Below are 26,530 nucleotides of genomic sequence, written 5' to 3'. Positions count from 1 at the left end.
GTCTGTGCGACATCGCGGGCCTATGACTGCCGGGCCGCCAATTTCAGGTCCTGCCAGGCCCGCGCCTTCTCGGCCGGGCTGCGCAGCAGGTAGGCCGGGTGATAGCTCACCACCACCGGAATTTCGCGCCCCTCGTCCGTTTTCATCTGGTGCACGCGACCGCGCAGGCTGCCGATGGTGGCGTCCGTGCCCAGCAGCGTCTGGGCGGCAAAGCGGCCCAGCACCAGGATGCGTTCGGGCTTGAGCAGCGCGATCTGGCGCATCAGGTAGGGACTGCAGGCGGCGATTTCCTCGGGCTTGGGATTGCGGTTGCCCGGCGGACGGCACTTGATCACATTGGCGATGAAGACATCGCGCTCGCGGCTCATGCCGACGGCGGACAGCATGGCATCCAGCAATTGTCCGGAGCGGCCAACGAAGGGCTGGCCCTGCCGATCTTCCTGCTCGCCCGGCGCCTCGCCCACCACCAGCCAACGCGTGGGCTGGCCGCCGTGGCCGAACACCGCGTGGCGCCGGCCGCCGCACAGGCCACAGGCGGTGCAGGCCAGCACCTGCTCGCGCAATTCATCCAGGTTGGCATTCTTGACCGCTTCGGCGACCGGAATGACCACCGGCGCGGCCTCTTCGACCGCCGCCTTGGGGACCGGCTTCGGCGGCGGACCATTGCGCAGGCCCGGTCCCGGGCCGGCTGGCCGGGCGGCGGGCGCCTGGGCCTGCGCCACTGCCGGCGGCGGCGGCGCGGCAACGTCGCGCGCCGGCGCGGGCGCCACAGCCCGGCCGGCCTGTTCGACCGCCGGGGAATCTTTTTTGGAAACAACGACCTGCGGCGCGGGCGCGGCCACCGGCTGCGGCGTCGGCCGCAACCACAGGCGCTCCATGCCCAGCTCGCGCAGCCACAGGCGCTGCAGCGGATTGACGCGGGGCGCGGACGAGGCCGGCACGGTATTGGGCGCCGTCACGCCGACGCTCCCGCGGACGCTGCGGCGACAGGCGCATCCACGCGCTTCTGCATCACCAGCGCATCCTCGCGTCCGCCCTTCTCGGCCGGGTAATAACCGCGTCGCAGACCGATCTGCAGGTAGCCGCGAGCCTTGTAGAACTCGACGGCCGACACATTGGAGGGACGCACTTCCAGCAACACGCCTTCAAGGCCGCGCTCGCGCGCCTGCTGCTCGCACCAGTCGAGCAACACGCTGCCCAGCCCCTGCCGATGCAGGTCTCGGGCCACGGCGATCACCAACAGATGGGCCACGTCGGGGGCGAACATCAGGATGCAGAAACCCGCCACCCGGCCCGCGCGCCGCAGCGTCCACGCGCCATAGCCGGCGGCCAGCGCGTCGGTGAAATTGCCGCGGGTCCAGGGGAAGGCCTGGACGTTGGCCTCCAGAGCCACGACCTCGTCCAGATCCGCGTCGGTCAGCGGTTGCGGGCAGACCGGCGCCAGCGTCGACTGCGCCTTGGGATTGCCGCCCTCGCCGCGCAGGCGTTCGGCCGTGGTGAAGGCAACCTTGTCGCGCACGTACAGCGGCGCGGCCAGCTCCGGGGGCACGGTTTCACCGCGCTGCCAGGCCAGGCGCGCCAGGCGCGCCACGCTGGCGGCCTCGGGCCGCCGCGCCTCGGCGGCGCGGCGCCAGCCGGCGGGAATCGTCATTTCGCCAGCGTAAGCATCCCAGGCGTCGCCCGCCAGCAGCGCCCGCAGCGGCTGCCCGGCGGAGCGCGACCAGGCCGGCAGGTGATGCGCCGTCCAGGGGACCACCTCGGCGGCCGCGATCAGCAGCGGCGCCTGCAGGGTGTCCCAGGCGGGCTCGCCCGTCGGGCTGGCGCCCTGACGGTACACCGCCAGATAGACTTCATTCATGCGGGCGTCCAGCGCCACCACGATGGCGTCGTCCGGCCCGCCGCCTGCCTGCGCGGCCACGGCCTGGTGCGAGACCACCGGCAATACCGGGATGCCCAGGCCCATGGCCATGCCCTGGGCCACGCCGCAGGCCACGCGCAATCCCGTGAAGCCGCCGGGCCCCTGGCCGAACGCCACCGCGTGCAGCGCGGCGGGCGCCAGGCCGGCCTCGGCCAGTAGCTCGTTGGCCATCGGCAGGAGGCGTTCCGCATGCTCCTGGGAGCCCTCGTGTTCGCGGACGGCAACCTCCAGCCGCCCATCGGACACGCGCAAAAGGGCCACGCCGCAACGCGACGAAGAGGTTTCAAGAGCCAGCAGGTTTAGTTCCATAGATGCAGATTGTACGAAATACCGGGGCATTCCCCCCGTATGTAAGGGGGATTTCAACCATGGTTCGCAATGTGTAATATCTTGTGAACGCCCACTAGCCGCTGGTTCTTGTCACTGTTACATTTCCGGCCATGAACACGCAAAACACCACCCCCACCCGAAAAATCCTCGTCGTTGACGATGATCCGCGCTTGCGCGATTTGCTGCGTCGGTATCTGTCCGAGCAGGGATTCAACGTTTTCGTTGCCGAAGACGCCAAAGAGATGGGCAAACTCTGGCAACGCGAGCACTTCGACCTGCTCGTGCTGGATCTGATGCTGCCCGGCGAAGATGGCCTGTCCATCTGCCGCCGGCTGCGCGGTGGCCACGACAATACCCCCATCATCATGCTGACGGCCAAGGCGGAAGAAATCGACCGCATCGTCGGCCTCGAGATGGGCGCGGATGATTACCTGTCCAAACCGTTCAACCCCCGGGAGCTGCTGGCCCGGATCAACGCGATCCTGCGCCGCCGCGGCACCGAGGAACATCCCGGCGCCCCCAGCCAGGAAAACGAATCCATCGCTTTCGGCCCCTACGTGCTGAACCTGTCGACCCGCACGCTCACGCGCAACGGCGAACAGGTGCCCATCACCACTGGCGAATTCTCGGTGCTCAAGGTGTTTGCCCGCCACCCGAAGATTCCGCTGTCGCGCGACAAGCTCATGGAACTGGCCCGCGGCCGCGAATACGAAGCCTTCGACCGCAGCCTCGACGTGCAGATCTCGCGCCTGCGCAAGCTGATCGAGCCGAATCCGTCCAAGCCCGTATTCATCCAGACCGTCTGGGGTCTCGGATACGTGTTTGTGCCGGACGGTGGTAGTTGATCGACACGCCCGCCCCGGGCAGGAGCGCAGCCTCGTGCCCCGCTTGCGCAGAACCTTCAGGAACCTGACTTCACGTTTGCGGCTTGGCTTGTTCGGCCGCACGTTCCTGCTGCTGGCCGCGCTCATGCTGGTCAGCCTGGGGGCGTGGCTACAAGTCTTCTTCAGCATGGAGCTGGGGCCGCGCGCCAATCAGATGGCGCAGCGGGTGATCACGGCCGTCAATATCACGCGCACCGCGCTGATCTATTCCCATAACGGCGAACGCAGCAAGCTCCTGCTCGACCTGGCCACCAACGAAGGCATCCAGGTCTATCCGCGCGAGGTCACCGACTTCGCCGAGGCCCTTCCCGACGACGATTACTGGCAGCGCGTGGCGCAGCACATCCGCACGCGCTTCGGCCCGGAAACCCAGATCGCCTGGGGCGTGAACCAGGTGCCGGGCTTCTGGGTCAGCTTCCAGATCGAAAAGGATCTCTACTGGCTGGTATTCGAGCGCGAGCAGATTGGCCTGACCGGCGGCATCGAGTGGCTGGGATGGGGCGCCACGGCGCTACTGCTATCCCTGGTGGGCGCGGCCGTCAGCGTCGGTTTCGTCAACCGGCCCCTGTCGCGACTGGCGCGCGCGGCCCAGGTGTTGTCGCGTGGCGAAACGCCGGCGCCCCTGCCCGAACAGGGCCCGCTCGAGATCCGCGACCTGAACGCCTCGTTCAACCGCATGGCCAAGGACTTGCGACAGGCCGAGGCCGACCGCGAACTGATGCTGGCCGGCATTTCCCATGACCTGCGAACGCCGCTGGCGCGCATGCGCCTGGAAATCGAGCTGAGCGGGGTTTCGGAAGACGCGCGCCAGGCCATCGACGAAGACCTCGGCCAGATCGACCACAGCATCGGCCAACTGATGGAATATGCCCGCCCCGCCGGCACCCTGCCGCAACTGGCCACCGATATCTCGGCCGTGCTGGCCGAGCTGTACGAGCGTGAACGCAGTCATACTTCGTCACTGGGTGGCGAGCTCGAGGCCACGCTCGAACCCGGGCTGCGCGCCCGCATCACCGCGCTCGACCTCAAGCGCATCGTCAGCAACCTCATCGAGAACGCGCGCCGCTATGGCCGCTCGAGCGACGGGATGGCCCATCTGGTCATGACATTGCAAGCTGAGGGCGGCATGATCGTGATCGAGGTGTCCGACCGCGGCCCCGGGATCGCCCCCGAAGATGTCGATCGCCTGCTGCGTCCCTTTTCACGCGGCGAGGCCGCCCGCACCGGCGTCAGCGGCGCCGGCCTGGGCCTGGCCATCGTCGAACGCCTGCTCAAGCACGTCGGCGGCGCCCTGCGCATGCTGCCGCGCGAGGGCGGCGGCCTGACCGCCCGCATAGAGCTGCCCAAAGCGAAGTTTAGGAATTATCAATTAGACAACGATAATCCATAGCGTAGAATTTATGGTTTGAGGCACCGCCTTAATTCCACCAACAACTACTGGGAGTAAACATGAAAACTGTTGGCGACAAACTCGAGCCCTTCAAGGTTACCGGCGTCAAGCCCGGCTTCAACCAGCACGAAGAAAACGGCGTCTCGGCTTTCGAAGACATCACCGAAAGCTCGTTCCCCGGCAAGTGGAAGGTGATCTACTTCTACCCGAAGGACTTCACGTTCGTGTGCCCGACCGAAATCGTCGGCTTCAACAAGCTGGCCAAGGATTTCGAAGACCGCGACGCCGTCCTGCTGGGTGGCTCGAGCGACAACGAATTCGTCAAGCTGGCCTGGCGCCGTGAGCACCCGGACCTGAACAAGCTGGGTCACTACCAGTTCGGCGACACCACCGGCGCCCTGATCGACCAGTTGGGCGTGCGTGAAAAGGGCGCTGGCGTTGCCCTGCGCGCCACCTTCATCGTCGATCCGGACAACACGATCCAGCACGTTTCGGTGAACAACCTGAACGTCGGCCGTAACCCGGAAGAAGTCCTGCGTCTGCTCGACGGTCTGCAAACCGACGAGCTGTGCCCGTGCAACCGTACGGTTGGCGGCGCCACGCTGTAATTTCCAGCCCGGCCGAGGGACCTGCCCGCAGGTCCTTCGCCGGGCTTTAACTGCGCTAGATTATAGGTAAAAACTATGGAATTTCTGACGACCATTAAGGAACAGCTACCGGATTGGGCCAAGGACATCCGCCTGAATCTGGACGCCGTGATCGCCCGCTCGACCCTGGCCCCGGAAGACGCCGTCGGCGCCGCCCTGTCGGCCGCCTACGCTGCGCGCAGCCCGGTGCTGGTCGAAGCCTTCAAGAGCGGCCTGTCGGAAGCTGACGCCAATGCCGCGCTGACCGCGTCGGCGCTCATGGGCATGAACAACACCTGGTACCCGTACGTCGAGATGACCGGCGACGCGCAGCTCAAGAGCCTGCCGGCGCAACTGCGCATGAATGCCTACGCCACCCACGGCGGCGTCGAGAAGAAGCGCTTCGAGCTGTTCGCGCTGGTGGCCTCCATCATCGGGAAGTGCCACTTCTGCGTCGCTTCGCACTACGAGAACCTGAAGAAGGACGGCCTGTCGACGGAACAACTGCGCGACGCCGGCCGCATCGCCTCCGTGGTCAACGCCGCCGCCCTGGCGCTGGCCGCCCAGGGCAAGTAAGCCTGGCGCGCCTTCGCGCGAAACAATGAAAAAGCCCGCCTGTTCGCACAGGCGGGCTTTTTCATTTACCGGACGGCCGTTGCGCCGCCCCGCGAAGCGTCTTACTGCCCCTGCGACTTCACGGCGGTCGTCGGCAGGCCGTTGGCAACCCAGGCCTCCATGCCGCCGCGGTACCAGTAGACAGGCCAGCCCATCATGCCGGCGCGCAGCGCGGCGTTATAGGAAGAGCGATCATTCATGCCGGCGCCCATGATGATCAGGGGCACGTTGTGCTCTTTCTCGGTGCCGGTCTTCTTGTGCAGCCAGCCATCGAAGGCTTCCTGCATCTGGTCCGTAATGGCGCCATCCGAACCCGCGTCGCTCAGGGGGAACGCGCCGGGGATGGTCTCGCGCAGGCCGCTGGTATCGATCACCAGGAAGTTCTTGTTCTTTTCATCGGTCAGCAGGGCCACCACGTCCTTGGTGGTGATCACCTTGGCGCGCGGATGGGTGTTGGGCGTCGGGCCCTTGTAGGGCGCCGAGAACAGCAGCGTCGTCGGCGGCACGCCGCTGTCCTGCAGTTCGTCGAAGCCGCCGTTGCCGGGCGCGCGCTGCGGCTGGCCGGCGGGCGGCTGCTGGCGCGGCGGTTGCGGCGCCTGCTGCGGAGACCGCTGCGGCGCCGCCCCGCCCTGCTTGGGCTCGCCGCCGACCGTGCCCATCTCGATGTCGGAGATCATCACTGCGATGTTCTCGATCAGCTCGTAGCACATCGTGATCGAGCCTTCGCGCGGGCTGTACCAGGCGTTGAGCTTGCCGCAGTCCTTGAAGACCACGTTGACCGGCCGCGGCAGGACGTAGGTCTGGCCCAGCAGCTTGATGTCTTTAGAGATGGCTTCGGACAGATTGTTGGCGAACAGGTTGCCGATGCGGCGCGACGACGGCTCGAAGGTCACGTTCACCGGCGCGCCGGGCGCGTTCGCTGGCTGCTGGCCGTCGGGCGACCAGGTGCCGACGCGGGTATGCGGCGCCAGGATGCGGCGCCAGGCGCGGTTCTGCTTGGTGAACTCGTCGGCGCAACGCGACTTGGTGCGGTCTTCGAAGCCAACCTGCTCGACCAGCGATTCGAACACGCCCGGGTTGCCGCCGTACATGATGCACAGCATGTTGCGGAAGCGCTTGAGGTCGCCGGTATGCTCGTCCTGCCAGGGAGAATTGCCGGCGCCCTGGGCCTCGGCCACCTTGCCGCTGTAGTACCACTGCAGGGCCGCGTACTTGGCCGCGCCCTGGGCCATGGCGTTGGTGTCCTTGTCGCTGGACGGGTACATGGTGGGTTCGACAATCTGCAGCGCCGAATAGATATCGACCGCGTCTTCCTCGGCGCCGGTCGAAGGCAGCTCCAGTTCACCGATCAGGGCGTGGCCGAACTCATGCATGAAAATACTGCGCATGATGCCGATGTACACCGCCACGATGCGCAGCGAGTCGCCGCCAAAGCGCGGATACGGACCCGAGCCCGGCAGGCCGCTGCTGGCGCCGGAATCCGGCGAGGCCTGGGGCGCGCGCGCCGGCTGCTGACGCGGTTGCGCGCCACCGCCCTGGCCGGTGTTGGCAGCGACGTTGGTGGCGATGGCGAAGTCCGCGATCCCGAAGGTGCCGACGTCATAGGCCATGATGCCGACTTCGGAGCCCAGCGCGGGCTCGTTCTCGATATCGCCGATCTTCTGGCCATTGACGATGAAGCGCGCCGCGCCCGGCACTTCGACGACCTTGATCCGGTCGGAGCCGTCCAGCTTGGCCACGTTGGGCACATTGGCGATATCGCGGCGCTTGTCGCCGTTCAGACAGAACAGGATGGTCTGCTTGGCCGCCGTGAGCTCGAGCAGGCACAGGGCCTTGCGCGGGCGGTTGTTCAACACGACGCCGATCGAGGCTTTGGGGTTGGTCGAGTTCAGGACCACATTGACGTCGGTGACGCGGCCGCTTTCCGGCGCCTCGCCCACGTTGAGATAGAGCGTCTGTTCGCTGCCGGCCGCCGCCCGGTTGCGCAAGGTGAACCAGCCATCCTCGACACCCGCGGTCCAGCCCTGCAGCATCTGGGATCGGACAGCCCCGGAAAGCGGGCCGAGCTGCTGCTCGAATTCTGCATGTGCAGGCGAACCAAAGGCGACGAGGGCCAGAAACAAGGCAGCGCCACGTACATGCATTTCCAGTGTCCCTATTATTCAGACGTTGAGTAGCGGCAGCGTATTCCAGTTCAAATGCACCCGCAAGACGAAAGCACGGCCTGTTCCGGGCGCTGGCGGCCGAAACCAAGGGCAATCCTGGCCGAACCGCAGCAGGGGCGCGGCTCACGGCCTCTTTTGCGTTTTGTTAATTTATTATGGACATGTATCCGCGCGGCTATCCGTGCGAATAAAACAACGCATGCGCGCAAAAAAATGGCGCGGAGATATCCGCGCCATTCGTTCAAGCATCCGTCAGCCAGGCGCCTTTCAGGCCCGCGCCAGCAGCGCCACCACCGTCGCCGCGATGCCTTCCTTGCGGCCCAGGTAGCCCAGGCCTTCGTTGGTCTTGGCCTTGATGTTGACCTCGCTTTCGGCCAGGCCGGTGTCGGCCGCGATGTTCCTGGCCATGGCCGGCGCATGCGGGCCGATCTTCGGCGCCTGCGCGTGCAGGGTGGCGTCGATGTTCACCGGCGTCCAGCCGGCCTGCCGTACCCGCGCCATGGCCTCGCGCAGCAGCACGCGGCTGTCCGCGCCCTTGAAGGCCGGGTCGGTATCGGGAAAATGGCGGCCGATATCGCCAAGGCCCGCGGCGCCGAGCAAGGCGTCGGTGATCGCATGCAGCAGCACGTCGGCATCGGAATGGCCCAGCAGGCCGTGGCTGTGGGGAATGGTCACGCCGCCGATGATTAGCGGCCGGCCCTCGACCAGCGCATGCACGTCGAAACCCTGTCCGACGCGAAAAGGAATACTCATAGCCATTTTTCCATCAGTTCGAAATCGTCCGGCCAGGTCACCTTGAAATTGCGCATCGCGCCGGGCACCAGCAGCGGCGCGTAGCCCGCGGCCTCGATGGCCGAGGCCTCGTCGGTCACCGCCACGCCATTGACCGCGGCAGCCGTCAGCGCATCGCGCAGCGCGCCGGCGCGGAACATCTGCGGCGTCTGGGCCAGCCACAGGCCGTTGCGGTCGAGCGTGCGCTCGACGCGCTCGTGGCCGGCCTTGACAGTGTCGGCCACCGGCAGCGCCAGCAGGCCGCCGACCGGGTCCGCCAGGCAGGCGTCGATCAGGCGCGCCAGCGCCGCGGCCGGCAGGCCAGGGCGGGCCGCGTCGTGCACCAGCACCCAGGTCGCGTCGGAAACCCCGCTTTCAGCGAGCGCCCCCGCCACGGTATCGGCGCGAGTGGCGCCGCCGCAGGCACGCCAGACGGTGCGCGGCAGGCCGGCCAGGGCCTGGTCGACCCAGCCGTCGCCAGGCGTCACCGCCACCCGCACCTGCGACACGCGGTCGTCGGCGAGCAACGCGGCCACCGCGTGGCGCAGCATGGGCTGTCCGGCCAACGGACGGTATTGTTTCGGCACGCTCTCAGCGCCGGGGCGGCTGGCGCGGGCGCCGACGCCGGCGGCGGGAACGATTGCGATGATTGAGTCAGACATGGTTCGGTGATTTTATAATCTTCCGCTTGATGCCTGCTCCCAGCCTGATGCCCGCTCCCACCTCCTCCGCCACGGCAGCGCCGCCCGTTCCCGCGACCGCCCCCACTCTCGCCGCGCTCAAGCACGGCACGCGTTATGCGCAACCGCGCCCGCCCGGCTCGGGCGACGCCTGGCTGCTGGCCGACCTGGCGCGGCAGGCCGCGGCGCCGCTGGTGGTGCTGACCGCCGAGCCGCTGGAAGCGCAGCGCCTGGCCGAGGAAATCGCGCTGTTCGCGCCCGGCCTGCGCGTGCGCCAGCTACCCGACTGGGAAACGCTGCCGTACGACGCCTTTTCGCCGCACCAGGACCTGATCTCCGAGCGCCTGCACACCCTGCACTCGCTGATGATGAAGACGGTGGACGTGCTGACGGTGCCGGTCACCACCGCGCTGTACCGGCTGGCGCCGCCGTCGTTCCTGGCAGCCTACACCTTTTCCTTCAAGCAGAAGGACAGGCTCAACGAGGCGGCGCTGCGCGCGCAGTTGACGCTGGCCAACTACAACCACGTCACTCAGGTCACCGCGCCCGGCGAGTTCTGTCTGCGTGGCGGCCTGATCGACCTGTTCCCGATGGGATCGGCGCTGCCCTACCGGCTGGACCTGTTCGACGACGAGATCGAGACCATCCGCAGCTTCGACGTCGACACCCAGCGCAGCCTGTATCCGGTGCGCGAGGTACAGCTACTGCCGGGCCGCGAATTCCCCATGGACGAGGATTCGCGCAACCGCTTCCGCGCGCGGTTCCGCGAAGTGTTCGAAGGCGACCCGTCGCGCGCCCTGCCCTACAAGGACATCGGCAACGGCATCCCCTTCGCCGGGGTCGAGTACTACCTGCCGCTGTTCTTCGACGAGACCGCGACGCTGTTCGACTACCTGGCCGACAACGCCATCACCGTCACCGTCGGCGACATCGACGACGCCATGATGCGCTTTCACCAGGACACCGGCAGCCGCTACGGCTTCCTGAAAAGCGACCGCGAGCGCCCGGTGCTGCCGCCGTCGGCGCTGTTCCTGGACGAGCAGACGCTGTACGCCCGCCTGAAGGATTTCCGCCGCCTGGCGCTGGCCGCCGGCCAGCCCCATCCCGACTTCCGCGCCGCGCCAGACGTGAGCGTGGCGCGCCGCGCCGAAGACCCGATCGCCAAGTTGCGCACGCACGTCGCCAAGCCGCAAGGCCGTGTGCTGCTGTGCGCCGACTCGGCCGGCCGCCGCGAAACGCTGGTGCAGATGCTCAACGAGTTCGGCGTCACCCCCGACGCGCAGCCCGACAGCATCGAAGCCTTCCTGGCTTCCGACGCCCATTTCGGCATCGTCGCCGCGCCGCTGGCCACCGGCTTCGAGCTGCCGCAGGCCAATCTGGCCTTCCTGACCGAGAACGACCTCTATCCGGGACTGGCCAGCACCGGCCGGCGCGGCAAGCGCGACCAGGAACGCGCCAGCAACGTCGAAGCGATGGTGCGCGACCTGTCCGAACTGCGCGCTGGCGACCCCGTGGTGCACGCCCAGCACGGCATCGGCCGCTACCACGGCCTGGTCAACATGGACATGGGCGAAGGCGAGATGGAGTTCCTGCATCTCGAATACGCCAACGGCAGCACGCTGTATGTGCCGGTGTCGCAGTTGCACGTGATCGCCCGCTACAGCGGCGCCGATCCGGAAGCCGCGCCGCTGCACCAGCTCGGCTCGGGCCAGTGGGACAAGGCGCGCCGCAAGGCCGCCAAGCAGGTGCGCGACACCGCCGCCGAACTGCTGGCGCTGTATGCCCAGCGCGCCGCGCGCGAGGGCTTCGCCTTCAACCTGCCGCTCAACGACTACCAGGCCTTCGCCGAGGGCTTCGGTTTTGAGGAAACGGCCGACCAGGCCGCCGCCATCGAGGCCGTGATCGCCGACATGACCTCGGGCCGGCCGATGGACCGCCTGGTGTGCGGCGACGTCGGCTTCGGCAAGACCGAGGTGGCGCTGCGCGCCGCGTTCCTGGCCGTGGCCAACGGCAAGCAGGTCGCCCTGCTCTGCCCTACCACGCTGCTGGCCGAACAGCACGCGCAGACCTTCTCCGACCGCTTCGCCGACTGGCCGGTGCGGGTGGTGGAGCTGTCGCGTTTCCGCTCGGCCAAGGAAGTGTCGGCGGCCATCGAAGGCATCAACGACGGCCGCGTCGACATCGTCATCGGCACCCACAAGATCCTGTCCAAGGACGTGAAGTTCAAGCGCCTCGGGCTGGTCATCATCGACGAGGAACACCGCTTCGGCGTGCGCCAGAAGGAAGCGCTCAAGGCGCTGCGCGCCGAGGTCGACGTGCTGACCCTGACCGCCACGCCGATCCCGCGCACGCTCGGCATGTCGCTCGAGGGCATCCGCGACTTCTCGGTCATCGCCACCGCGCCGCAGAAGCGCCTGGCGATCAAGACCTTCGTGCGGCGCGAGGACGGCAGCACGCTGCGCGAGGCGCTGCTGCGCGAGCTCAAGCGCGGCGGCCAGTGCTACTTCCTGCACAACGAGGTCGAGACCATCCACAACCGCCGCGCCCGCCTCGAAGAGCTGGTGCCCGAGGCCCGCATCGCGGTGGCCCATGGCCAGATGCCCGAACGCGACCTGGAACAGGTGATGAAGGGCTTCTACCAGCAGCGCTACAACGTGCTGCTGTGCACCACCATCATCGAGACCGGCATCGACGTGCCCAGCGCCAACACTATCGTGATCCACCGCGCCGACCGCTTCGGCCTGGCGCAGTTGCACCAGTTGCGCGGCCGCGTCGGCCGCTCGCACCACCAGGCCTACGCCTACCTGCTGACACCGGGCGAGGACGCCATCACCAGCAACGCCAAGAAGCGGCTGGAGGCGATCCAGGCCATGGAGGAATTGGGCTCGGGCTTCTACCTGGCCATGCACGACCTGGAGATCCGCGGCACCGGCGAGGTGCTGGGCGATTCGCAGTCGGGCAACATCCAGGAAGTGGGCTTCTCGATGTACAACGAAATGCTGAACGAAGCGGTGCGCGCCCTGCGCGCCGGCGAAGAGCCGGACCTGGACGCGCCCTTCAACCTGGCCTGCGAGGTCAACCTGCACGCGCCGGCGCTGCTGCCGTCCGACTACTGCGCCGACGTGCACGCGCGCCTGAGCGTCTACAAGCGCCTGGCCCACGCCGCTGACGAGGACGACCTGATCCAGATCCAGGAAGAACTGATCGACCGCTTCGGCAAGCTGCCCGAGGCGGCGCAGACGCTGCTGACCACGCACCGCCTGCGCCTGGCGGCGCAACCGCTGGGCATCGTCAAGATCGACGCCAGCGAAACCCAGGCGCTGCTGCAGTTCGGCCCCAAGACCAGCGTCGATCCGGCGAAAATCATCGAGCTGGTGCAGCGACAACGCCACATCAAACTCGCCGGACAGGATAAATTGCGGGTTGAGATCAAGGCCGCGCAGATCCCGGCCCGCGCCGACGCCGTGCGCGCCGTGCTGCGCGCCTTGAAGTAACCCGCCCCGACCTTCGCATTTTTATGACTATCCATCACCTCGTCGTCCAATCCCCCGGCCTGACGGTCGAACACGCCGAACAGCTCGCCGCGCTGGCGCAGGCGCAAGGCGTGGCCCGCATCAGCGCCACCGCGGCCCGCCTGCTCGACGTGCAGCACGACGAGGCCAGCCGCGCCGACGTGGTGGCCTGGGCCGAGCGCCATGGCATCGACACCGCCTTCGTGCCGGCCGGCCTGAAGCTGTCGCACTGCAAGGTGCTGGCGATGGACATGGACTCGACGCTCATCAACATCGAGTGCATCGACGAGATCGCCGGCGTGGCCGGCGTCAAGGACAAGGTTTCGGAGATCACCGAAGCCGCGATGCGCGGTGAGATCAAGGACTTCGCCGAAAGCCTGCGGCGCCGCGTCGCGCTGCTCAAGAATGTGCCGGCCGAGGCCCTGGAACAGGTCTACACCGAGAAACTGCGCCTGAACCCGGGCGCCGAGCGGCTGATCACCACCGCCCAGGCGGCGGGCATCAAGGTGCTGCTGGTGTCGGGCGGCTTCACCTTCTTCACCGACCGCCTGCGCGAGCGCCTGCGGCTGGACAGCGCGCACGCCAACACGCTCGAGATCGACAACGGCGTGCTGACCGGCCGCGTGCTGGGCGACATCCTGGACGCCGACGCCAAGGCCGTCTACCTGCGCGAGTTCGCCCGCACCCACGGCGCCACCAAGGAGCAGATCATCGCCATGGGCGACGGCGCCAACGACCTGAAGATGCTGGGCGCCGCGGGCTTTCCGGTGGCGTACCACGCCAAGCCGCTGGTGCGGCAGCAGACGCGCTACGCGCTGAACGTCTCGGGCCTGGACGGCGTGCTGAACTGGTTCGAAAGCTGATCGCGGCGCGTCCAGCGGAAAGCCACCGAAGGATGGCTTTCCTGACTGGCGGCAGCGGTCAATAACGCAAACTTACCGACAGCAGCGCCGCCCGCCCCGTGCCGAGCGCGGCATGGTTGCTTGGGCGGGCGCGTGTGTAGAACGTCCGGTCAAACACGTTCAACACATTGAGTTGCGCCGATACATTGGGACTGAATTTGTACTTGGCCATCGCATCGAAACGCCAGTACGACGGCACCCAGCGCGCCTTGGGCGCTCCCGTCGCGTCGACGCTCGCATCCGCCTTGCCGTAGACCTTGTCGACATAGTAGGCGCCACCGCCCAGCGTCAATTCGGGCAGCACCTTGTAGGAGGTCCAAAGGCTGAATGCGTTGCGCGGCGTGTTCGGCAGGTCGCGGCCTTCCGCGCCGACGTCCTTGCGTCCGCCGCGGATCAGCTTGCTGTCCAGGAAGGTATAGCCGCCATAGACGTTCCACGCCGGCGTGATGGCGCCCGAGAAGCCCAGCTCGAATCCGCGCACGCGGGTCCGGCCCGCCTGCTCGTATTCGTTCGGCATCACCTCGATGTTGGTGTTCGTGCGCGTATCCTGGAACACCGCGCCCGACAGCGTCAGGCGCTCGTCCAGCACCTGCCATTTGACGCCCGCCTCGACCGTGCGGCTCTTTTCGGGCGCCGCCGCCTCGTCCGAGCTTTTCCTCAGGATGTCCGACGCGGTGGCTCCCGCCAACGAGGACGGCGTCGAAGACGTGCCGTACGAGGCATAGATCGTGCCTGCGGGCACCGGCTTGTACGCCAGGCCGAATTGATAGTTGAACAGGTTGTCGGCGCGGCGATAGCTCTGCTCTTTCCTGTCATGGCCGTGGGTACGGTAGTTGTCCCAGCGCAGCCCGATGCTGGCCTGCCAGTGTTCGTCGAGCTCGAGGGTATCGAAGCCGTAAAGCGCCAGCGTGTCGGTGGCGTAGGGCGCCGGCCAACTGCGAACCGTGCGGCAGGGATAGGCCACGTTCGGGTCGGGGTCGCGCAGAGAGGTCTGCGTCAGGTCGGCCGGGCACTTGGTGATCCCGTCCGACTTCAGAACCTGATCGTTGTTGTAGGCCATGGTCTGTCTGACGCTGGTGTATTCGAACCCCAGGTCGAAGCCATGCTTGATCGCGCCTGTCAGGAACTCGCCGCTCAGGTCTGTCTGGTTCGCGAATGCCTTGGTGGTGTAGTACCTGCCATAGGCAGGCCGGTTGACGATACCTGCCGGCAGGTTGGCGAGCGTGAGGTCGGGCTGGGTGGCGAGATAGTCGGCGGTTTCGCGGCCATAGCGCACCGCGTTGCGCAGCTTGAGCTTGTCGGAGAAATCATGCTGGAAATCGACCGTGGCCATGCCATCGCGCGTCTTCATGAAATCGCGCTTGGCCAGGCCGTAGAAGTTCTTGCGTTTGATCCCCATGGTTTCCGTCACCGGCTGGCCCGTCCGCGGATCGTAGGGGATGGAGTAGTCCGGCATGCTGTCGTTCTGGTAATGGTAGTAGCTCAGCGTGATGCGGGTCGGCGTGCCCATCCCCAGCGTCAGCGACGGCGCCACCCCCCAGCGCGAGAAATTCACCGCCTTGTCGCGACCCGGCACGTCGCCCTTGGTGCCCATGAGGTTCAGGCGGAAGGCCGACTTTTCGCCCAGCCGCCAGTTGCTGTCCAGGGTGCCGCGGTAGTTGCTGTCGGTGCCGATCTGCCCGGTGACCTCGATAGCATCCTTGGCCTTGGGCGCCTTGCTGACCAGATTGATGCTGCCACCGGCGCCGCCACGACCGGCGTAGACCGAATCCGGTCCCTTGATGATCTCGACCTGTTCCAGGTTGAAGGTGTCGCGCGCCTGCATGCTGACGTCGCGCACGCCGTCCAGGAACAGGCTGCTGGCGGCATTCTGGCCACGGATGACGGGCAGGTCGCCGCCCGCGCGCCCGCCCTCGCCCGCGGCGAAGGTGATGCCTGGCGAGTTTTGCAGCACATCCTGCAGCGAGGTCGCGGACTGGTCGGAGATCACCTGCTTGGGCACCACCTGCACCGAGCGCGGCGTATCCAGCAGCGGCGCAGTCATCTTGGGCGACTGGACACTGTCCGGTTGATAAGGCGAAGCGTCCTCTCCCTCCACCTGCACCGGAGCCAGCAAGGGAGCGCTCGATTGCGCCATCGCATGGGGACTGACGAACAGCGCGGGCACCGCGATCGCGGCGGCCAGCGACCCGGCCAGTGAATTCAGCGCGTATGAGTCTTCGAGTTTCAAGATCAAGCTCTCCCGGAGGTGAATGACAACCATTCCTGTTTAAGACAGGTTGCGATTCTGGATGGGAAAGTTGATTGAGTTCGATCCTGCAGGGGAAATCGGACGCGCTAACGCGGGGATGCCGCGACTTGATGGCAATTCGCCACAGAATCGGCAATCAGCGGCAACACCGCATCCAAGCAAAACGCCCCTTGCGGGGCGTTTTCGGATATTGCGTGGCGCGGCCGGTCAGGTCCGCAGGCGCGGATGCCGCTTGAACAGATAGCGGTACACGAACCCGGGATAGGCCAGCACCAGGTAAAGGCTCAAGGTGATGGCGTAGAACTCCCAGGTCTGCGCGAAGCGGTTGCCCAGCGCGGACTCGAACGTGAAGCCAAGGGCGCCCACGATCAGGTAGAACACCAGCACTTCGACCAGGCGCATCCAGAACGGCTTGACGGCTTCGGCCCCGCCCTGCTTCCACGGCAGCACGGCGAACACGCGCTCCGTCAGGAAGGGCAGGTTCGCGCTGACCAGGGCCAGCGCGATCAGGAGCCATACCGCCAGGGTCTGGTTCATGGCCCGCTTCGCTTACAGGCTGAGCGAGCTGCGGATGGCCTGCACGCACAGGGCCATCAGGCCGCCCGGCAACAGGCCCAGCACCAGGATCAGCAGGCCGTTGACCGACAGCACGCCGCGCTGGCCGCAGGTGGCCGCCATCGGGGCGGCATCGGCCGCCGGCTCGTCGAAGTACACGACCTTGACCACGCGCAGGTAGTAGAACGCGCCGATCAGCGAGAACACCACCGCGACCACCGCCAGCGTGACGTGGCCGGCGCTGACCAGCGCCTGCAGCACCGCCAGCTTAGCGTAGAAGCCCACCAGCGGCGGGATGCCGGCCAGCGAGAACATCAGCAGCAGCACGATGGCGGCATGCCACGGGCTGCGGCGGTTCAGACCCTTCAGGTCGTCGATGTGCTCGCACTCGAAACCCTGGCGCGACAGCAGCAGCACGATGCCGAAGCTGGCCAGCGTGGTCAGCACGTAGGTCAGCATGTAGAACAGCGACGCGCCGTAGGCGGACGAGGCCAGTTCCGGCTTGCCGACCACCGAGCCCGACATCAGGCCCAGCAGCACGAAGCCCATGTGCGAGATGGTCGAGTAGGCGAGCATGCGCTTGAAGTTGGTCTGCGCGATGGCGGTCAGGTTGCCGATGGCCAGCGACAGCACCGCCAGGATCATCAGCATCGGCTGCCAGTCGGCCGCCAGGCCGTGCAGACCGTCGACCAGCAGGCGCAGCGTGATGGCGAAGGCCGCCAGCTTGGGCGCGCCGCCCAGGATCAGCGTGACCGCGGTCGGCGAACCCTGGTAGACGTCCGGCACCCACATGTGGAACGGCACGGCGCCGAGCTTGAACGCCAGGCCCGAAACCAGGAACACGATGCCGAACACCAGGGCCAGCTTCTCGGCCTTGCCGGCGGCGATGACCTTGGAGACTTCGGCCAGATCGAGGTGGCCGGTGGCGCCGTAGACCATCGACATGCCGTACAGCAGGAAGCCCGAGGCCAGCGCGCCCAGCACGAAGTACTTCATGGCGGCTTCGGTGGCGACGACGTTGTCGCGACGCAGCGCGATCAGCGCGTACAGCGCCAGCGACATCAGCTCCAGGCCCAGGTAGATCGAGATCAGGTTGCCCGACGAGATCATCACCATCTGGCCCAGCAGGGCGAACAGCGTCAGCACGTACAGTTCGCCGCCGCGCATCATGTCGCGCAACTGGGCGTAGACGCGGCCGTAGACCAGCGTGACCGCCACCGCGATGTAAGAGGCAATCTTGAGCAGGTGCGACAGCTCGTCGGTGACGTACAGGCCGTTGAAGGTCGAACCCGTGACGCCGTTCTTCCACTGCAGCGCCGACACCACGGTCAGCACGCCCAGCGCCAGCATGGTCAGCAGGAACGTCGGCTTGCGCTCGGGGTGATTGCTGACCGCGTCGACGAGCAGGATAGCCAGGCCGAAAACCAGCAGGAGGATTTCCGGTGTCGCCAGGGCGAAATCGATTTGGGATTGCATCATTGTCTTGTCTTACAGTTTCGAGACGGCAACGTGTTGCAGCAGGGCCTCGACCGACACATGCATCACGTCGGTGAAGGGCTTGGGATAGATCCCCATGTACAGCACGGCGATCGCCATCACGCCAAGAATCACGAATTCGCGGCGGTTGATATCGGTCAGCTCGCGCACATGGTCGTTGGCGACATCGCCCAGGACCACGCGCTTGACCATCCACAGCGAATACGAAGCGCCCAGGATCAGCGCGGTGGCCGCCAGCAGGCCGATCCAGAAGTTGTGCTCGACCGCGCCCATGATCACCATGAACTCGCCGACGAAACCGCTGGTGGCCGGCAGGCCGCTGTTGGCCATCGAGAACAGGATGAAGAACGTGGCGAAGCGCGGCATCACGTTGACCACGCCGCCGTAGTCGGCGATGCGGCGCGAGTGCATGCGGTCATAGAGCACGCCGATACACATGAACATGGCGCCCGAGACGAAGCCGTGGGAGATCATCTGCACGATGGCGCCTTCGACGCCGGCCGTGTTGAAGATGAAGAAACCCAGGGTGACGAAGCCCATGTGGGCGACCGACGAATAGGCCACCAGCTTCTTCATGTCGTCCTGCACGATCGCCACCAGGCCGATGTAGATCACGGCGATCAGCGACAGCGTGATCATCAGGCCGGCCAGGCTGTGCGAGGCGTCGGGCGCGATCGGCAGCGAGAAGCGCAGGAAACCGTAGGCGCCCAGCTTCAGCATGATCGCGGCCAGCACGATGGAGCCGCCCGTGGGCGCCTCGACGTGGGCGTCCGGCAGCCAGGTGTGCACCGGCCACATCGGCACCTTGACGGCGAAGGCCGCCAGCAGCGCCACGAAGATCAGGATCTGCGGGGTGTAGCCCAGCTTGGTCTGCTGCCAGGTCAAGATGTCGAACGAACCGCCCGAGGCGTTCCACAGGTAGACGAAGGCCACCAGCGTCAGCAGCGAGCCCATCAGGGTGTAGAGGAAGAACTTGAAGGCCGCGTACACCCGGTTCGGTCCGCCCCAGACGCCGATGATGATGTACATCGGGATCAGCGTGGCTTCGAAGAACACGTAGAACAGCATGCCGTCCAGCGCGCAAAACACGCCCACCATCAGACCCGACAGGATCAGGAAGGCGGCCATGTACTGCGACACGCGGCTGGTGATGACTTCCCAGCCGGCCAGCACCACGATGATGGTGATGAACGCGGTCAGGAGCACGAACCACAGCGAAATGCCGTCAACGCCCAGGTGGTAGTTGACGTTGAAGGCTTCGATCCAGGAGGTCTTCTCGACGAACTGCATGGCAGCCGTCTTGGAGTCGAACCCGGTGTACAGCGGGATCGTGACGAGGAAGCCGGCGATCGAGCCGATCAGCGACAGGCCGCGCGTCAGGCCGGGACGGTCGTCACGGCCCACCGCCAGCACCAGCAGGCCGAATACGATCGGGACAAAGATCGCAAGCGTAAGCCAGGGGAAAGTGTTGGATGCCATCTCGCTTGCCATCATTGGGGAATCAGCACAAAGAAAGTCACCAGCGCCATGATGCCGATGATCATCGCGAACGCGTAGTGATAGATGAAGCCGGACTGCAGGTGGCGGCTGATCGCCGACACCCAGCCCACCACGCGGGCGCTGCCGTTGATCAGCAGGCCGTCGATGATGCCGCGGTCGCCGGTCTGCCACAGGCCACGGCCCAGGCAGCGCAGGCCGCGGGCGATGATCTGCTCGTTGACCCAGTCGACGTAGTACTTGTTCTCAAGCACCTTGTTCACGCCCGACAGGCTCGACTTGATCGCGGCCGGGACCTTCGGGTTGATCAGGTAGCAGTACCAGGCGATGACCGCGCCGGCCACGACCAGCCAGAACGGCAGGGTCTGGAAGGCGTGCAGGCCGAAGGCGACCCAGCCGTGCCATTCTTCGTGCAGCTCGTGCATGGCCGGATGCTGCGGCAGCACCGTGATCACGCCGTTGAAGAACTTGCCGAACAGCATCGGATCCACCGCCCAGGCGCCGATCAGCACCGACGGGATCGCCAGCAGGATCAGCGGCAGGGTCACGACCCAGGGCGACTCGTGCGGCTTGCCGCCGTGGTGGCCATGGTCGTCGTGACCGTGGTCGTCATGGCCGTGCGCGTCGTGGCCGTGGCCATGACCGTGGTCGCTGGTGTCGAAGCGTTCCTTGCCGTGGAAGACCAGGAAGTACACGCGGAACGAGTACAGCGAGGTCACGAACACGCCGATCAGCGTGGCGTAGTAGGCGAAGCTGGCGCCCCAGACGTGGGCGGCGCCGGCGGCCTCGATGATGTGTTCCTTCGAGTAGAAACCCGAGAAGAACGGCGTGCCGACCAGGGCCAGCGTGCCCAGGAGGAAGGTGATCCAGGTGATGGGCATGTACTTGCGCAGGCCGCCCATGTTGCGGATGTCCTGGTCGTGGTGCATGCCGATGATGACCGAGCCTGCGCCCAGGAACAGCAGCGCCTTGAAGAACGCGTGCGTCATCAGGTGGAAGATTGCCACCGAGTAGGCCGAGGCGCCCAGCGCGACGGTCATGTAGCCCAACTGCGACAGCGTCGAATACGCCACCACGCGCTTGATGTCGTTCTGGATGATGCCCAGGATGCCCAGGAACAGCGCGCCGATGGCGCCGATCACGATGATGAACGACAGCGCGGTGTCCGACAGCTCGAACAGCGGCGAGAAGCGCGCGACCATGAAGATGCCGGCCGTCACCATGGTGGCGGCGTGGATCAGCGCGGAGATCGGGGTCGGGCCTTCCATCGAGTCGGGCAGCCAGGCGTGCAGGGGAACCTGCGCCGACTTGCCCATGGCGCCGATGAACAGGCAGATGCAGGCCACGGTCAGCAGCATCCAGTCCGAACCGGGCAGCGTCAGCTTGGACAGCTTGTCGGCCTGGGCGAACACTTCACCGTAGTGCATGGTGCCGGCGTAGGCGAACAGCAGGCCGATGCCCAGCACGAAACCGAAGTCGCCGACGCGGTTGATCAGGAACGCCTTCATGTTGGCGAAGATCGCGGTCGGGCGGGTGTACCAGAAACCGATCAGCAGGTACGAGACCAGGCCCACCGCTTCCCAGCCGAAGAACAGCTGCACCATGTTGTTCGACATCACCAGCATCAGCATGGAGAACGTGAACAGCGAGATGTACGAGAAGAAGCGCTGGTAGCCGGGATCGTCGGCCATGTAGCCGATGGTGTAGATGTGCACCATCAGCGACACCGAGGTCACCACGACCATCATCATGGCCGACAGCGGGTCGATCAGGAAGCCGATTTCCAGCTTGGTCTGGCCGATCAGGCTCCAGGTGTAGACCGCGCCGTCAAAGCGCAGGCCGTTGAGCACGTCGCCCAGCACCACCACCGAACCGATGGCGGAGATGAGCACGCCCAGGATGGTGATGACGTGCGAGGCGCGGCGGCCGATCGGGCGGCCCAGGAACCCGGTGCCGAAAAGGCCCGCGAGGATTGCTCCGGCCAGCGGCGCCAGCGCGATGAGCAGGTAGAGATTGGGTGAGCTAGACATTTTCTTCCAATACCCCGTCAGCCCTTCAGGCGATCGAGTTCGTCAACGTTGATCGTGTTCAGGTTGCGGAACAGCAGCACCAGGATGGCCAGGCCGATCGCCGCTTCAGCGGCGGCCACGGTCAGGATGAAGAACACGAACACCTGGCCGGCGGTGTCGCCGAACCAGCTGGAGAACGCCACGAAGTTCATGTTGACGGCCAGGAGCACCAGCTCGATGGACATCAGCAGAATGATCAGGTTGCGGCGGTTCAGGAAGATGCCGAAGATCCCGATGGCGAACAGGATCGCCCCCAGGATCAGATAATGGGCCAGCGTCAGCGTCATTGTTTTTCTCCTTGGGGCGCGGCGGTGCCGTTCTGGGCCTGGGCGCGCTCGCTCTGGGCGGGCATGCTCACCATGCGGAAGCGGTCCTTGGCGCGCACGCGAACCGCGGCGACCGGGTCGTTGTACTTCACATCGCGGCGGCGGCGCAGGGTCAGCGCGATGGCGGCGACCATGCCGACCAGCAGCAGCGCGGCGCCGACTTCGATGGCGTAGATGTAGTGCGTGTACATCGCTTCACCGAGCGCGCGAGCATTGTTGTAGTCGCCGGCGACCGGCGCTTGCGGGCCCGAGCCGTACCAGGTCGACCCCAGCACGAAGGCCATTTCCAGCACCATCACCAGGCCGATCACCAGGCCCAGCGGCAGGTAGGTCTTCATGCCCTGGCGCAGGGCATCCATGCGGATGTCCAGCATCATGACGACGAACAGGAACAGCACCATCACGGCGCCCACGTACACCAGCACCAGCAGCAGCGCGAGGAACTCGGCGCCCAGCAGCATCCACAGCATGGCCGCGTTGGCGAACGCCAGGATCAGGTGCAGGACGGCGGTGACCGGGCTGCGCGCGGTGATCACGCGGAACGCCGCGATCACCAGCACGGCGGCCAGTATGTAAAACAGGACAGTGGTAAAAGTCATGGATCAGGACCCTGGGCTCAACGGTAGGGAGCGTCTTCGGCCCGGCGGCGGGCGATTTCGGCTTCGTAGCGGTCGCCCACGGCGAGCAGCATGTCTTTGGTGAAATACAGGTCGCCGCGCTTTTCGCCGTGGTATTCGTGGATGTGCGTTTCCACGATCGAGTCCACGGGGCAGCTTTCCTCACAGAAGCCGCAGAAAATGCACTTGGTCAGGTCGATGTCGTAGCGCGTGGTGCGGCGGGTGCCGTCGTCACGCTGGTCCGACTCGATGGTGATGGCCAGCGCGGGGCACACGGCTTCACACAGTTTGCACGCGATGCAGCGCTCTTCCCCATTGGGGTAGCGGCGCAGCGCGTGCAGGCCGCGGAAACGCGCCGAGGTCGGCGTCTTTTCCTGCGGGTAGCGCAAGGTCACCTTGCGCTTGAAGAAATACTTGCCCGTCAGGCGCATGCCCTTGAGCAGTTCGGCCAGCATCAAGCTGCCGAAGAAATCTTTGATCGCTTCCATATCCTGCCTCTGCCTGGCGGCTTAGCGCCAAATGTTCCAGGGCGTCTGCATCCAGATCGCCACAATGACCAGCCAAACACCGGTCAGCGGGATGAAGATCTTCCAACCCAAACGCATGATCTGGTCGTAGCGGTAACGCGGGAACGACGCGCGGAACCACACGAACAACGAAACCACGACGAACGTCTTGAGACCGAGCCAGATCCAACCCGGGATCCAGGTCAGCGGCGCGATGTCGATCGGCGAAGCCCAGCCGCCCAGGAACATGATCGACGCCATGCACGACAGCAGGATCATGTTGGCGTATTCGCCCAGGAAGAACAGCGCGAAGGCCATGCCCGAGTATTCGACCATGTGGCCGGCCACGATTTCCGATTCGCCTTCCACCACGTCGAACGGGTGGCGGTTGGTTTCGGCCACGGCCGAGATCACGTAGATCACGAACAGCGGCAGCAGCGGCAGCCAGTTCCAGGACAGGAACGTCAGGCCCTTGTCGGCAAACCAGCCGCGGTTCTGCACATGCACGATCTCGGACATGTTCAGGCTGCCGGACACCAGCAGCACCGTCACCAGCACGAAGCCGATGGCCAGTTCGTACGAGAGCATCTGGGCCGAGGCGCGCAGCGCGCCCAGGAACGCGTACTTGGAGTTCGAGGCCCAGCCGGCGACGATCACGCCGTACACGCCGATCGAGGTGATGGCCATGATGTACAGCAGGCCGGCGTTGACGTTGGCCAGGACCACGTCGGGGCCGAACGGCACCACCGCCCAGGCGGCCAGGGCCGGCATCAGCGTGACCACGGGGGCCACGACGAACAGCACCTTGTTGGCCTGGCTGGGGACCACGACTTCCTTGGTCAGCAGCTTGAACACGTCGGCGAACGGCTGCAGCAGCCCCTTGAAACCGACGCGGTTCGGGCCCATGCGCACGTGCATGGCGCCGATCATCTTGCGCTCCCAGTACGTCAGGTAGGCGACGCACAGGATGATGGGCACGGCGATGACCACGATCTTGATGATCGTCCAGAGAACCATCCAGACCGTCGGACCGAGCAATGCCGTTCCGTGGCTTTCAAGAACATTGAGCCATTCCATCAGGCACGCTCCACGCTGAGTTGACCAAATGCGCCACCCAGGGCTGCGGTATTTTCAAAGGCTGCGGCGATGCGCACGGCGCGATCGGCCACGGCGTCGTCCTGCACGGTTTCGAGCTCGACAGCGCCCTGCCCGCCCGTCACGCGCACCTTGACGCCGGCGGTCAGGCCCAGGCTGGTGAGCGTGTTGCCGTTCATGCGCGCGGCGGGCTTCTTCGAAGCCGGCGCGGCCTGCAGCGGTTCCGAGCGGCGCACCATGGCGTCGCTGCGGTAGATCGGCACGTCGGCGACGCGTTCCAGCCCGGTCAGGGGCTGGCCCAGGCCCAGCGGCGCCTTGATGTCGTTGGACAGGCGGCCTTCGACGCCACCGGCCAGCGCGGCATCGCGCACGGACTCGGAGGTTTCGTCATCGAAGCCGGCCAGGTGCAGGACGTTGCCCAGCACGCGCAGGACCTTCCAGGCCGGACGGGTCTGGCCGAACGGCGCGACCGTGCCCTTGAAGCTCTGGGCCAGGCCCTGGGCGTTGACGAAGGTGCCCGAGGTTTCGGTGAACGGCGCCACCGGCAGCATGACGTCGGCCCATTCGGCGGCGGCCGAACGGTAAGGCGTCAGGGCCACGGCGAATTGCGCGCCGCGCAGCGCGGCGATGGCTTGCTGGCCATTGTCGGCATCCAGCAGCGGCTCGGCGTGCAGCACCACGTAGGCCTTGAGCGGCTCGGCCAGCATGGCGGCGGCGTTCTTGCCGCCCTTGCCCGGGATGGCGCCGGCCAGGTAACCACCGACGGTGTTGCCGCCGGAGGTCAGGAAACCGAACTTGCCGCCGGCCAGGTCGGCCACGGCGCGGCCGTTGGCGGCCAGGGTCGAGGCCTGGGCGCTGGCCACGGCCAGGTTGCCCATCAGCACGGCGGTGTTGGCGCCCGACGCCAGGCTGGCGGCGATGATCTTGGCGTTCTCGCCCGGGGTGACCGAGGCGAACTCGGCCGGCACCGCGGCTTCCTTGGCTTGCGCCAGGGCCACGGCCACTTCGGCCAGGGCGCGCGGCAGCTCGGACGGGGCCACGGTGAGGCGGCCGGCGACCGGCATCAGGGGATCGTCGGCGGCGCTGTCGACCATCAGGATCTGCGTGCCGCGCTTGGCGGCCTGGCGCAGGCGCTGGGCCATCAGCGGGTGATCCTTGCGCAGGAACGAGCCGACCACCAGGACACGGTCCAGGTTGTCGAGTTCGGCGATGGGCATGCCCAGCCACGGCGCGCCGGTCAGCGCGGCGTCGAAGGCCGGGTCGGTCTGGCGCAGGCGGAAATCGATGTTCTCGGAACCCAGCGCGCGGACCAGGCGGCCCAGCAGCGCGTATTCCTCGGTGGTGGCGTATTCGGACGCCAGGGCGCCGATCTGGCCGGCGCCGAAGCTGTCACGCACGCGCGACAGGCCTTGGGCCACGGCGGCCAGGGCGTCGGCCCAGGAGGCTTCCTGCCACTTGCCGTCGGCGCCCTTGATCATCGGGGCGGACAGGCGGTCTTCGCTGTTCAGGCCTTCGTACGAGAAGCGGTCGCGGTCGCTGATCCAGCATTCGTTGATGGCTTCGTCTTCGAACGGCACCACGCGCATCACGCGGTCGCCCTTGACCTGGACCACCAGGTTGGCGCCCAGGCTGTCGTGCGGGCTGACCGAACGGCGACGGGCCAGTTCCCAGGTACGGGCACTGTAGCGGAAGGGCTTGGAGGTCAGCGCGCCCACCGGACAGATGTCGATCATGTTGCCCGACAGTTCGGACTCGATCGAGCGGCCGACGAACGAGGTGATCTCGGAGTGCTCGCCACGGCCCAGCATGCCCAGTTCCATGACGCCGGCGATTTCCTGGCCGAAGCGCACGCAGCGGGTGCAGTGGATGCAGCGGCTCATTTCCTCGGCGGAAACCAGCGGGCCCAGGTCCTTGTGGAACACCACGCGCTTTTCTTCCTGGTAACGCGAGGAAGAGCCGCCGTAGCCCACGGCCAGGTCCTGCAACTGGCATTCGCCGCCCTGATCGCAGATCGGGCAGTCGAGCGGGTGATTGATGAGCAAGAATTCCATCACCGACTTCTGAGCGGCGCGAGCCTTCTCGGAGCAGGTGTGCACGACCATGCCGTTCGTCACGGGGGTGGCGCAGGCGGGCAGCGCCTTGGGCGCCTTTTCCACTTCGACCAGGCACATGCGGCAGTTGGCCGCGATGGACAGTTTCTTGTGGTAGCAGAAATGCGGCACGTAAAGCCCGACTTTCTGGGCCGCATGCATCACCATGCTGCCCTCGGGCACTTCTACCGTATTGCCGTCGACGGTTAGTTCAACCATTGCTGTTCCTGAGAC

Annotated in this window: 21 protein-coding genes; 6 read left to right on the top strand and 15 right to left on the bottom strand. The window is 66.2% G+C overall.

Annotated elements, in window-relative coordinates; genetic code table 11:
* Positions 1-20: 20 nt before the first annotated feature.
* Both SB816_RS16910 and tsaB read right to left on the bottom strand, forming a co-directional pair.
* Positions 21-959 carry a uracil-DNA glycosylase gene (locus SB816_RS16910; protein ID WP_269875671.1) on the bottom strand — a complete coding sequence of 313 codons (939 nt, stop codon included), beginning with the start codon at positions 957-959 and terminating at the stop codon, positions 21-23.
* Positions 956-2,227, bottom strand: coding sequence for a tRNA (adenosine(37)-N6)-threonylcarbamoyltransferase complex dimerization subunit type 1 TsaB (gene tsaB, locus SB816_RS16905; RefSeq protein ID WP_175142154.1), 1,272 nt, complete (start codon positions 2,225-2,227; stop codon positions 956-958). The genes SB816_RS16910 and tsaB overlap by 4 nt, the downstream gene beginning before the upstream one ends.
* Before the next feature lie 131 nt (positions 2,228-2,358).
* Here tsaB and ompR point away from each other — a divergent pair, with 131 nt between their 5' ends.
* The 4 genes from ompR to SB816_RS16885 all read left to right on the top strand — a co-directional run bounded on the left by ompR (position 2,359) and on the right by SB816_RS16885 (position 5,724).
* On the top strand, positions 2,359-3,093 hold the full coding sequence (gene ompR, locus SB816_RS16900; protein WP_003813882.1) for a two-component system response regulator OmpR: 735 nt from the start codon (positions 2,359-2,361) through the stop codon (positions 3,091-3,093).
* A 34-nt stretch (positions 3,094-3,127) separates the two neighbouring features.
* Positions 3,128-4,522 carry an ATP-binding protein gene (locus SB816_RS16895; protein ID WP_054501594.1) on the top strand — a complete coding sequence of 465 codons (1,395 nt, stop codon included), beginning with the start codon at positions 3,128-3,130 and terminating at the stop codon, positions 4,520-4,522.
* 59 nt (positions 4,523-4,581) lie between these two features.
* Positions 4,582-5,130: a peroxiredoxin gene (locus SB816_RS16890; protein WP_006389231.1), complete on the top strand. Its 549-nt coding sequence runs from the start codon at positions 4,582-4,584 to the stop codon at positions 5,128-5,130.
* A 75-nt stretch (positions 5,131-5,205) separates the two neighbouring features.
* Positions 5,206-5,724, top strand: coding sequence for a carboxymuconolactone decarboxylase family protein (locus tag SB816_RS16885; protein WP_054501595.1), 519 nt, complete (start codon positions 5,206-5,208; stop codon positions 5,722-5,724).
* A 101-nt stretch (positions 5,725-5,825) separates the two neighbouring features.
* On the opposite strand, the gene SB816_RS16880 is transcribed toward SB816_RS16885, so the two are convergent.
* The 3 genes from SB816_RS16880 to ispD form a co-directional block, all read right to left on the bottom strand.
* A complete protein-coding gene (locus tag SB816_RS16880; protein WP_240806391.1) occupies positions 5,826-7,796 on the bottom strand; it encodes a DUF4344 domain-containing metallopeptidase in 1,971 nt (656 codons plus the stop codon).
* A gap of 399 nt (positions 7,797-8,195) precedes the next feature.
* Complete coding sequence (ispF, locus tag SB816_RS16875) at positions 8,196-8,681, bottom strand: 2-C-methyl-D-erythritol 2,4-cyclodiphosphate synthase (RefSeq protein WP_064525979.1); 486 nt, start codon at positions 8,679-8,681, stop codon at positions 8,196-8,198.
* Entirely contained in the window at positions 8,678-9,361 is a 684-nt protein-coding gene (ispD, locus tag SB816_RS16870; RefSeq protein WP_144654948.1) for a 2-C-methyl-D-erythritol 4-phosphate cytidylyltransferase, read from the bottom strand. The genes ispF and ispD overlap by 4 nt, the downstream gene beginning before the upstream one ends.
* Before the next feature lie 29 nt (positions 9,362-9,390).
* Between ispD and mfd the strand changes: the two genes are divergently transcribed.
* On the top strand, positions 9,391-12,873 hold the full coding sequence (gene mfd / locus SB816_RS16865) for a transcription-repair coupling factor (RefSeq protein ID WP_410547311.1): 3,483 nt from the start codon (positions 9,391-9,393) through the stop codon (positions 12,871-12,873).
* Between the two features lie 23 nt (positions 12,874-12,896).
* On the top strand, positions 12,897-13,754 hold the full coding sequence (gene serB, locus SB816_RS16860; protein WP_372413910.1) for a phosphoserine phosphatase SerB: 858 nt from the start codon (positions 12,897-12,899) through the stop codon (positions 13,752-13,754).
* Positions 13,755-13,812: 58 nt separating this feature from the next.
* Here serB and SB816_RS16855 read toward each other — a convergent pair whose 3' ends face one another.
* The 10 genes from SB816_RS16855 to nuoG form a co-directional block, all read right to left on the bottom strand.
* On the bottom strand, positions 13,813-16,056 hold the full coding sequence (locus SB816_RS16855; protein ID WP_410547310.1) for a TonB-dependent receptor: 2,244 nt from the start codon (positions 16,054-16,056) through the stop codon (positions 13,813-13,815).
* 195 nt (positions 16,057-16,251) lie between these two features.
* A complete protein-coding gene (locus tag SB816_RS16850; protein WP_049072056.1) occupies positions 16,252-16,581 on the bottom strand; it encodes a DUF2818 family protein in 330 nt (109 codons plus the stop codon).
* Positions 16,582-16,593: 12 nt separating this feature from the next.
* A complete protein-coding gene (gene nuoN, locus SB816_RS16845; protein WP_049072054.1) occupies positions 16,594-18,078 on the bottom strand; it encodes an NADH-quinone oxidoreductase subunit NuoN in 1,485 nt (494 codons plus the stop codon).
* Between the two features lie 9 nt (positions 18,079-18,087).
* Positions 18,088-19,590, bottom strand: a complete 1,503-nt coding sequence (locus SB816_RS16840; RefSeq protein WP_020924741.1) for an NADH-quinone oxidoreductase subunit M — start codon at positions 19,588-19,590, stop codon at positions 18,088-18,090.
* Complete coding sequence (gene nuoL / locus SB816_RS16835) at positions 19,587-21,623, bottom strand: NADH-quinone oxidoreductase subunit L (protein ID WP_006389219.1); 2,037 nt, start codon at positions 21,621-21,623, stop codon at positions 19,587-19,589. Before nuoL ends, SB816_RS16840 begins: the two co-directional genes overlap by 4 nt.
* Positions 21,624-21,640: 17 nt before the next feature.
* Positions 21,641-21,949, bottom strand: a complete 309-nt coding sequence (gene nuoK, locus SB816_RS16830; RefSeq protein WP_006217969.1) for an NADH-quinone oxidoreductase subunit NuoK — start codon at positions 21,947-21,949, stop codon at positions 21,641-21,643.
* Entirely contained in the window at positions 21,946-22,587 is a 642-nt protein-coding gene (locus SB816_RS16825) for an NADH-quinone oxidoreductase subunit J (RefSeq protein WP_049072046.1), read from the bottom strand. The genes nuoK and SB816_RS16825 overlap by 4 nt, the downstream gene beginning before the upstream one ends.
* A gap of 17 nt (positions 22,588-22,604) precedes the next feature.
* The gene (gene nuoI / locus SB816_RS16820; RefSeq protein ID WP_006389216.1) at positions 22,605-23,093 is read right to left on the bottom strand and encodes an NADH-quinone oxidoreductase subunit NuoI; all 489 of its coding nucleotides are present in this window, start codon (positions 23,091-23,093) and stop codon (positions 22,605-22,607) included.
* A gap of 21 nt (positions 23,094-23,114) precedes the next feature.
* Entirely contained in the window at positions 23,115-24,188 is a 1,074-nt protein-coding gene (nuoH, locus tag SB816_RS16815; RefSeq protein WP_006389215.1) for an NADH-quinone oxidoreductase subunit NuoH, read from the bottom strand.
* The gene (gene nuoG / locus SB816_RS16810) at positions 24,188-26,515 is read right to left on the bottom strand and encodes an NADH-quinone oxidoreductase subunit NuoG (protein ID WP_110059278.1); all 2,328 of its coding nucleotides are present in this window, start codon (positions 26,513-26,515) and stop codon (positions 24,188-24,190) included. Before nuoG ends, nuoH begins: the two co-directional genes overlap by 1 nt.
* Between the last annotated feature and the right edge of the window lie 15 nt (positions 26,516-26,530).

The sequence above is a fragment of the Achromobacter sp. SIMBA_011 genome, from assembly GCF_046535435.1.
In the GTDB taxonomy this organism is placed as follows: domain Bacteria; phylum Pseudomonadota; class Gammaproteobacteria; order Burkholderiales; family Burkholderiaceae_B; genus Achromobacter; species Achromobacter dolens.
This window is presented reverse-complemented; position numbering and strand designations above follow the sequence as displayed.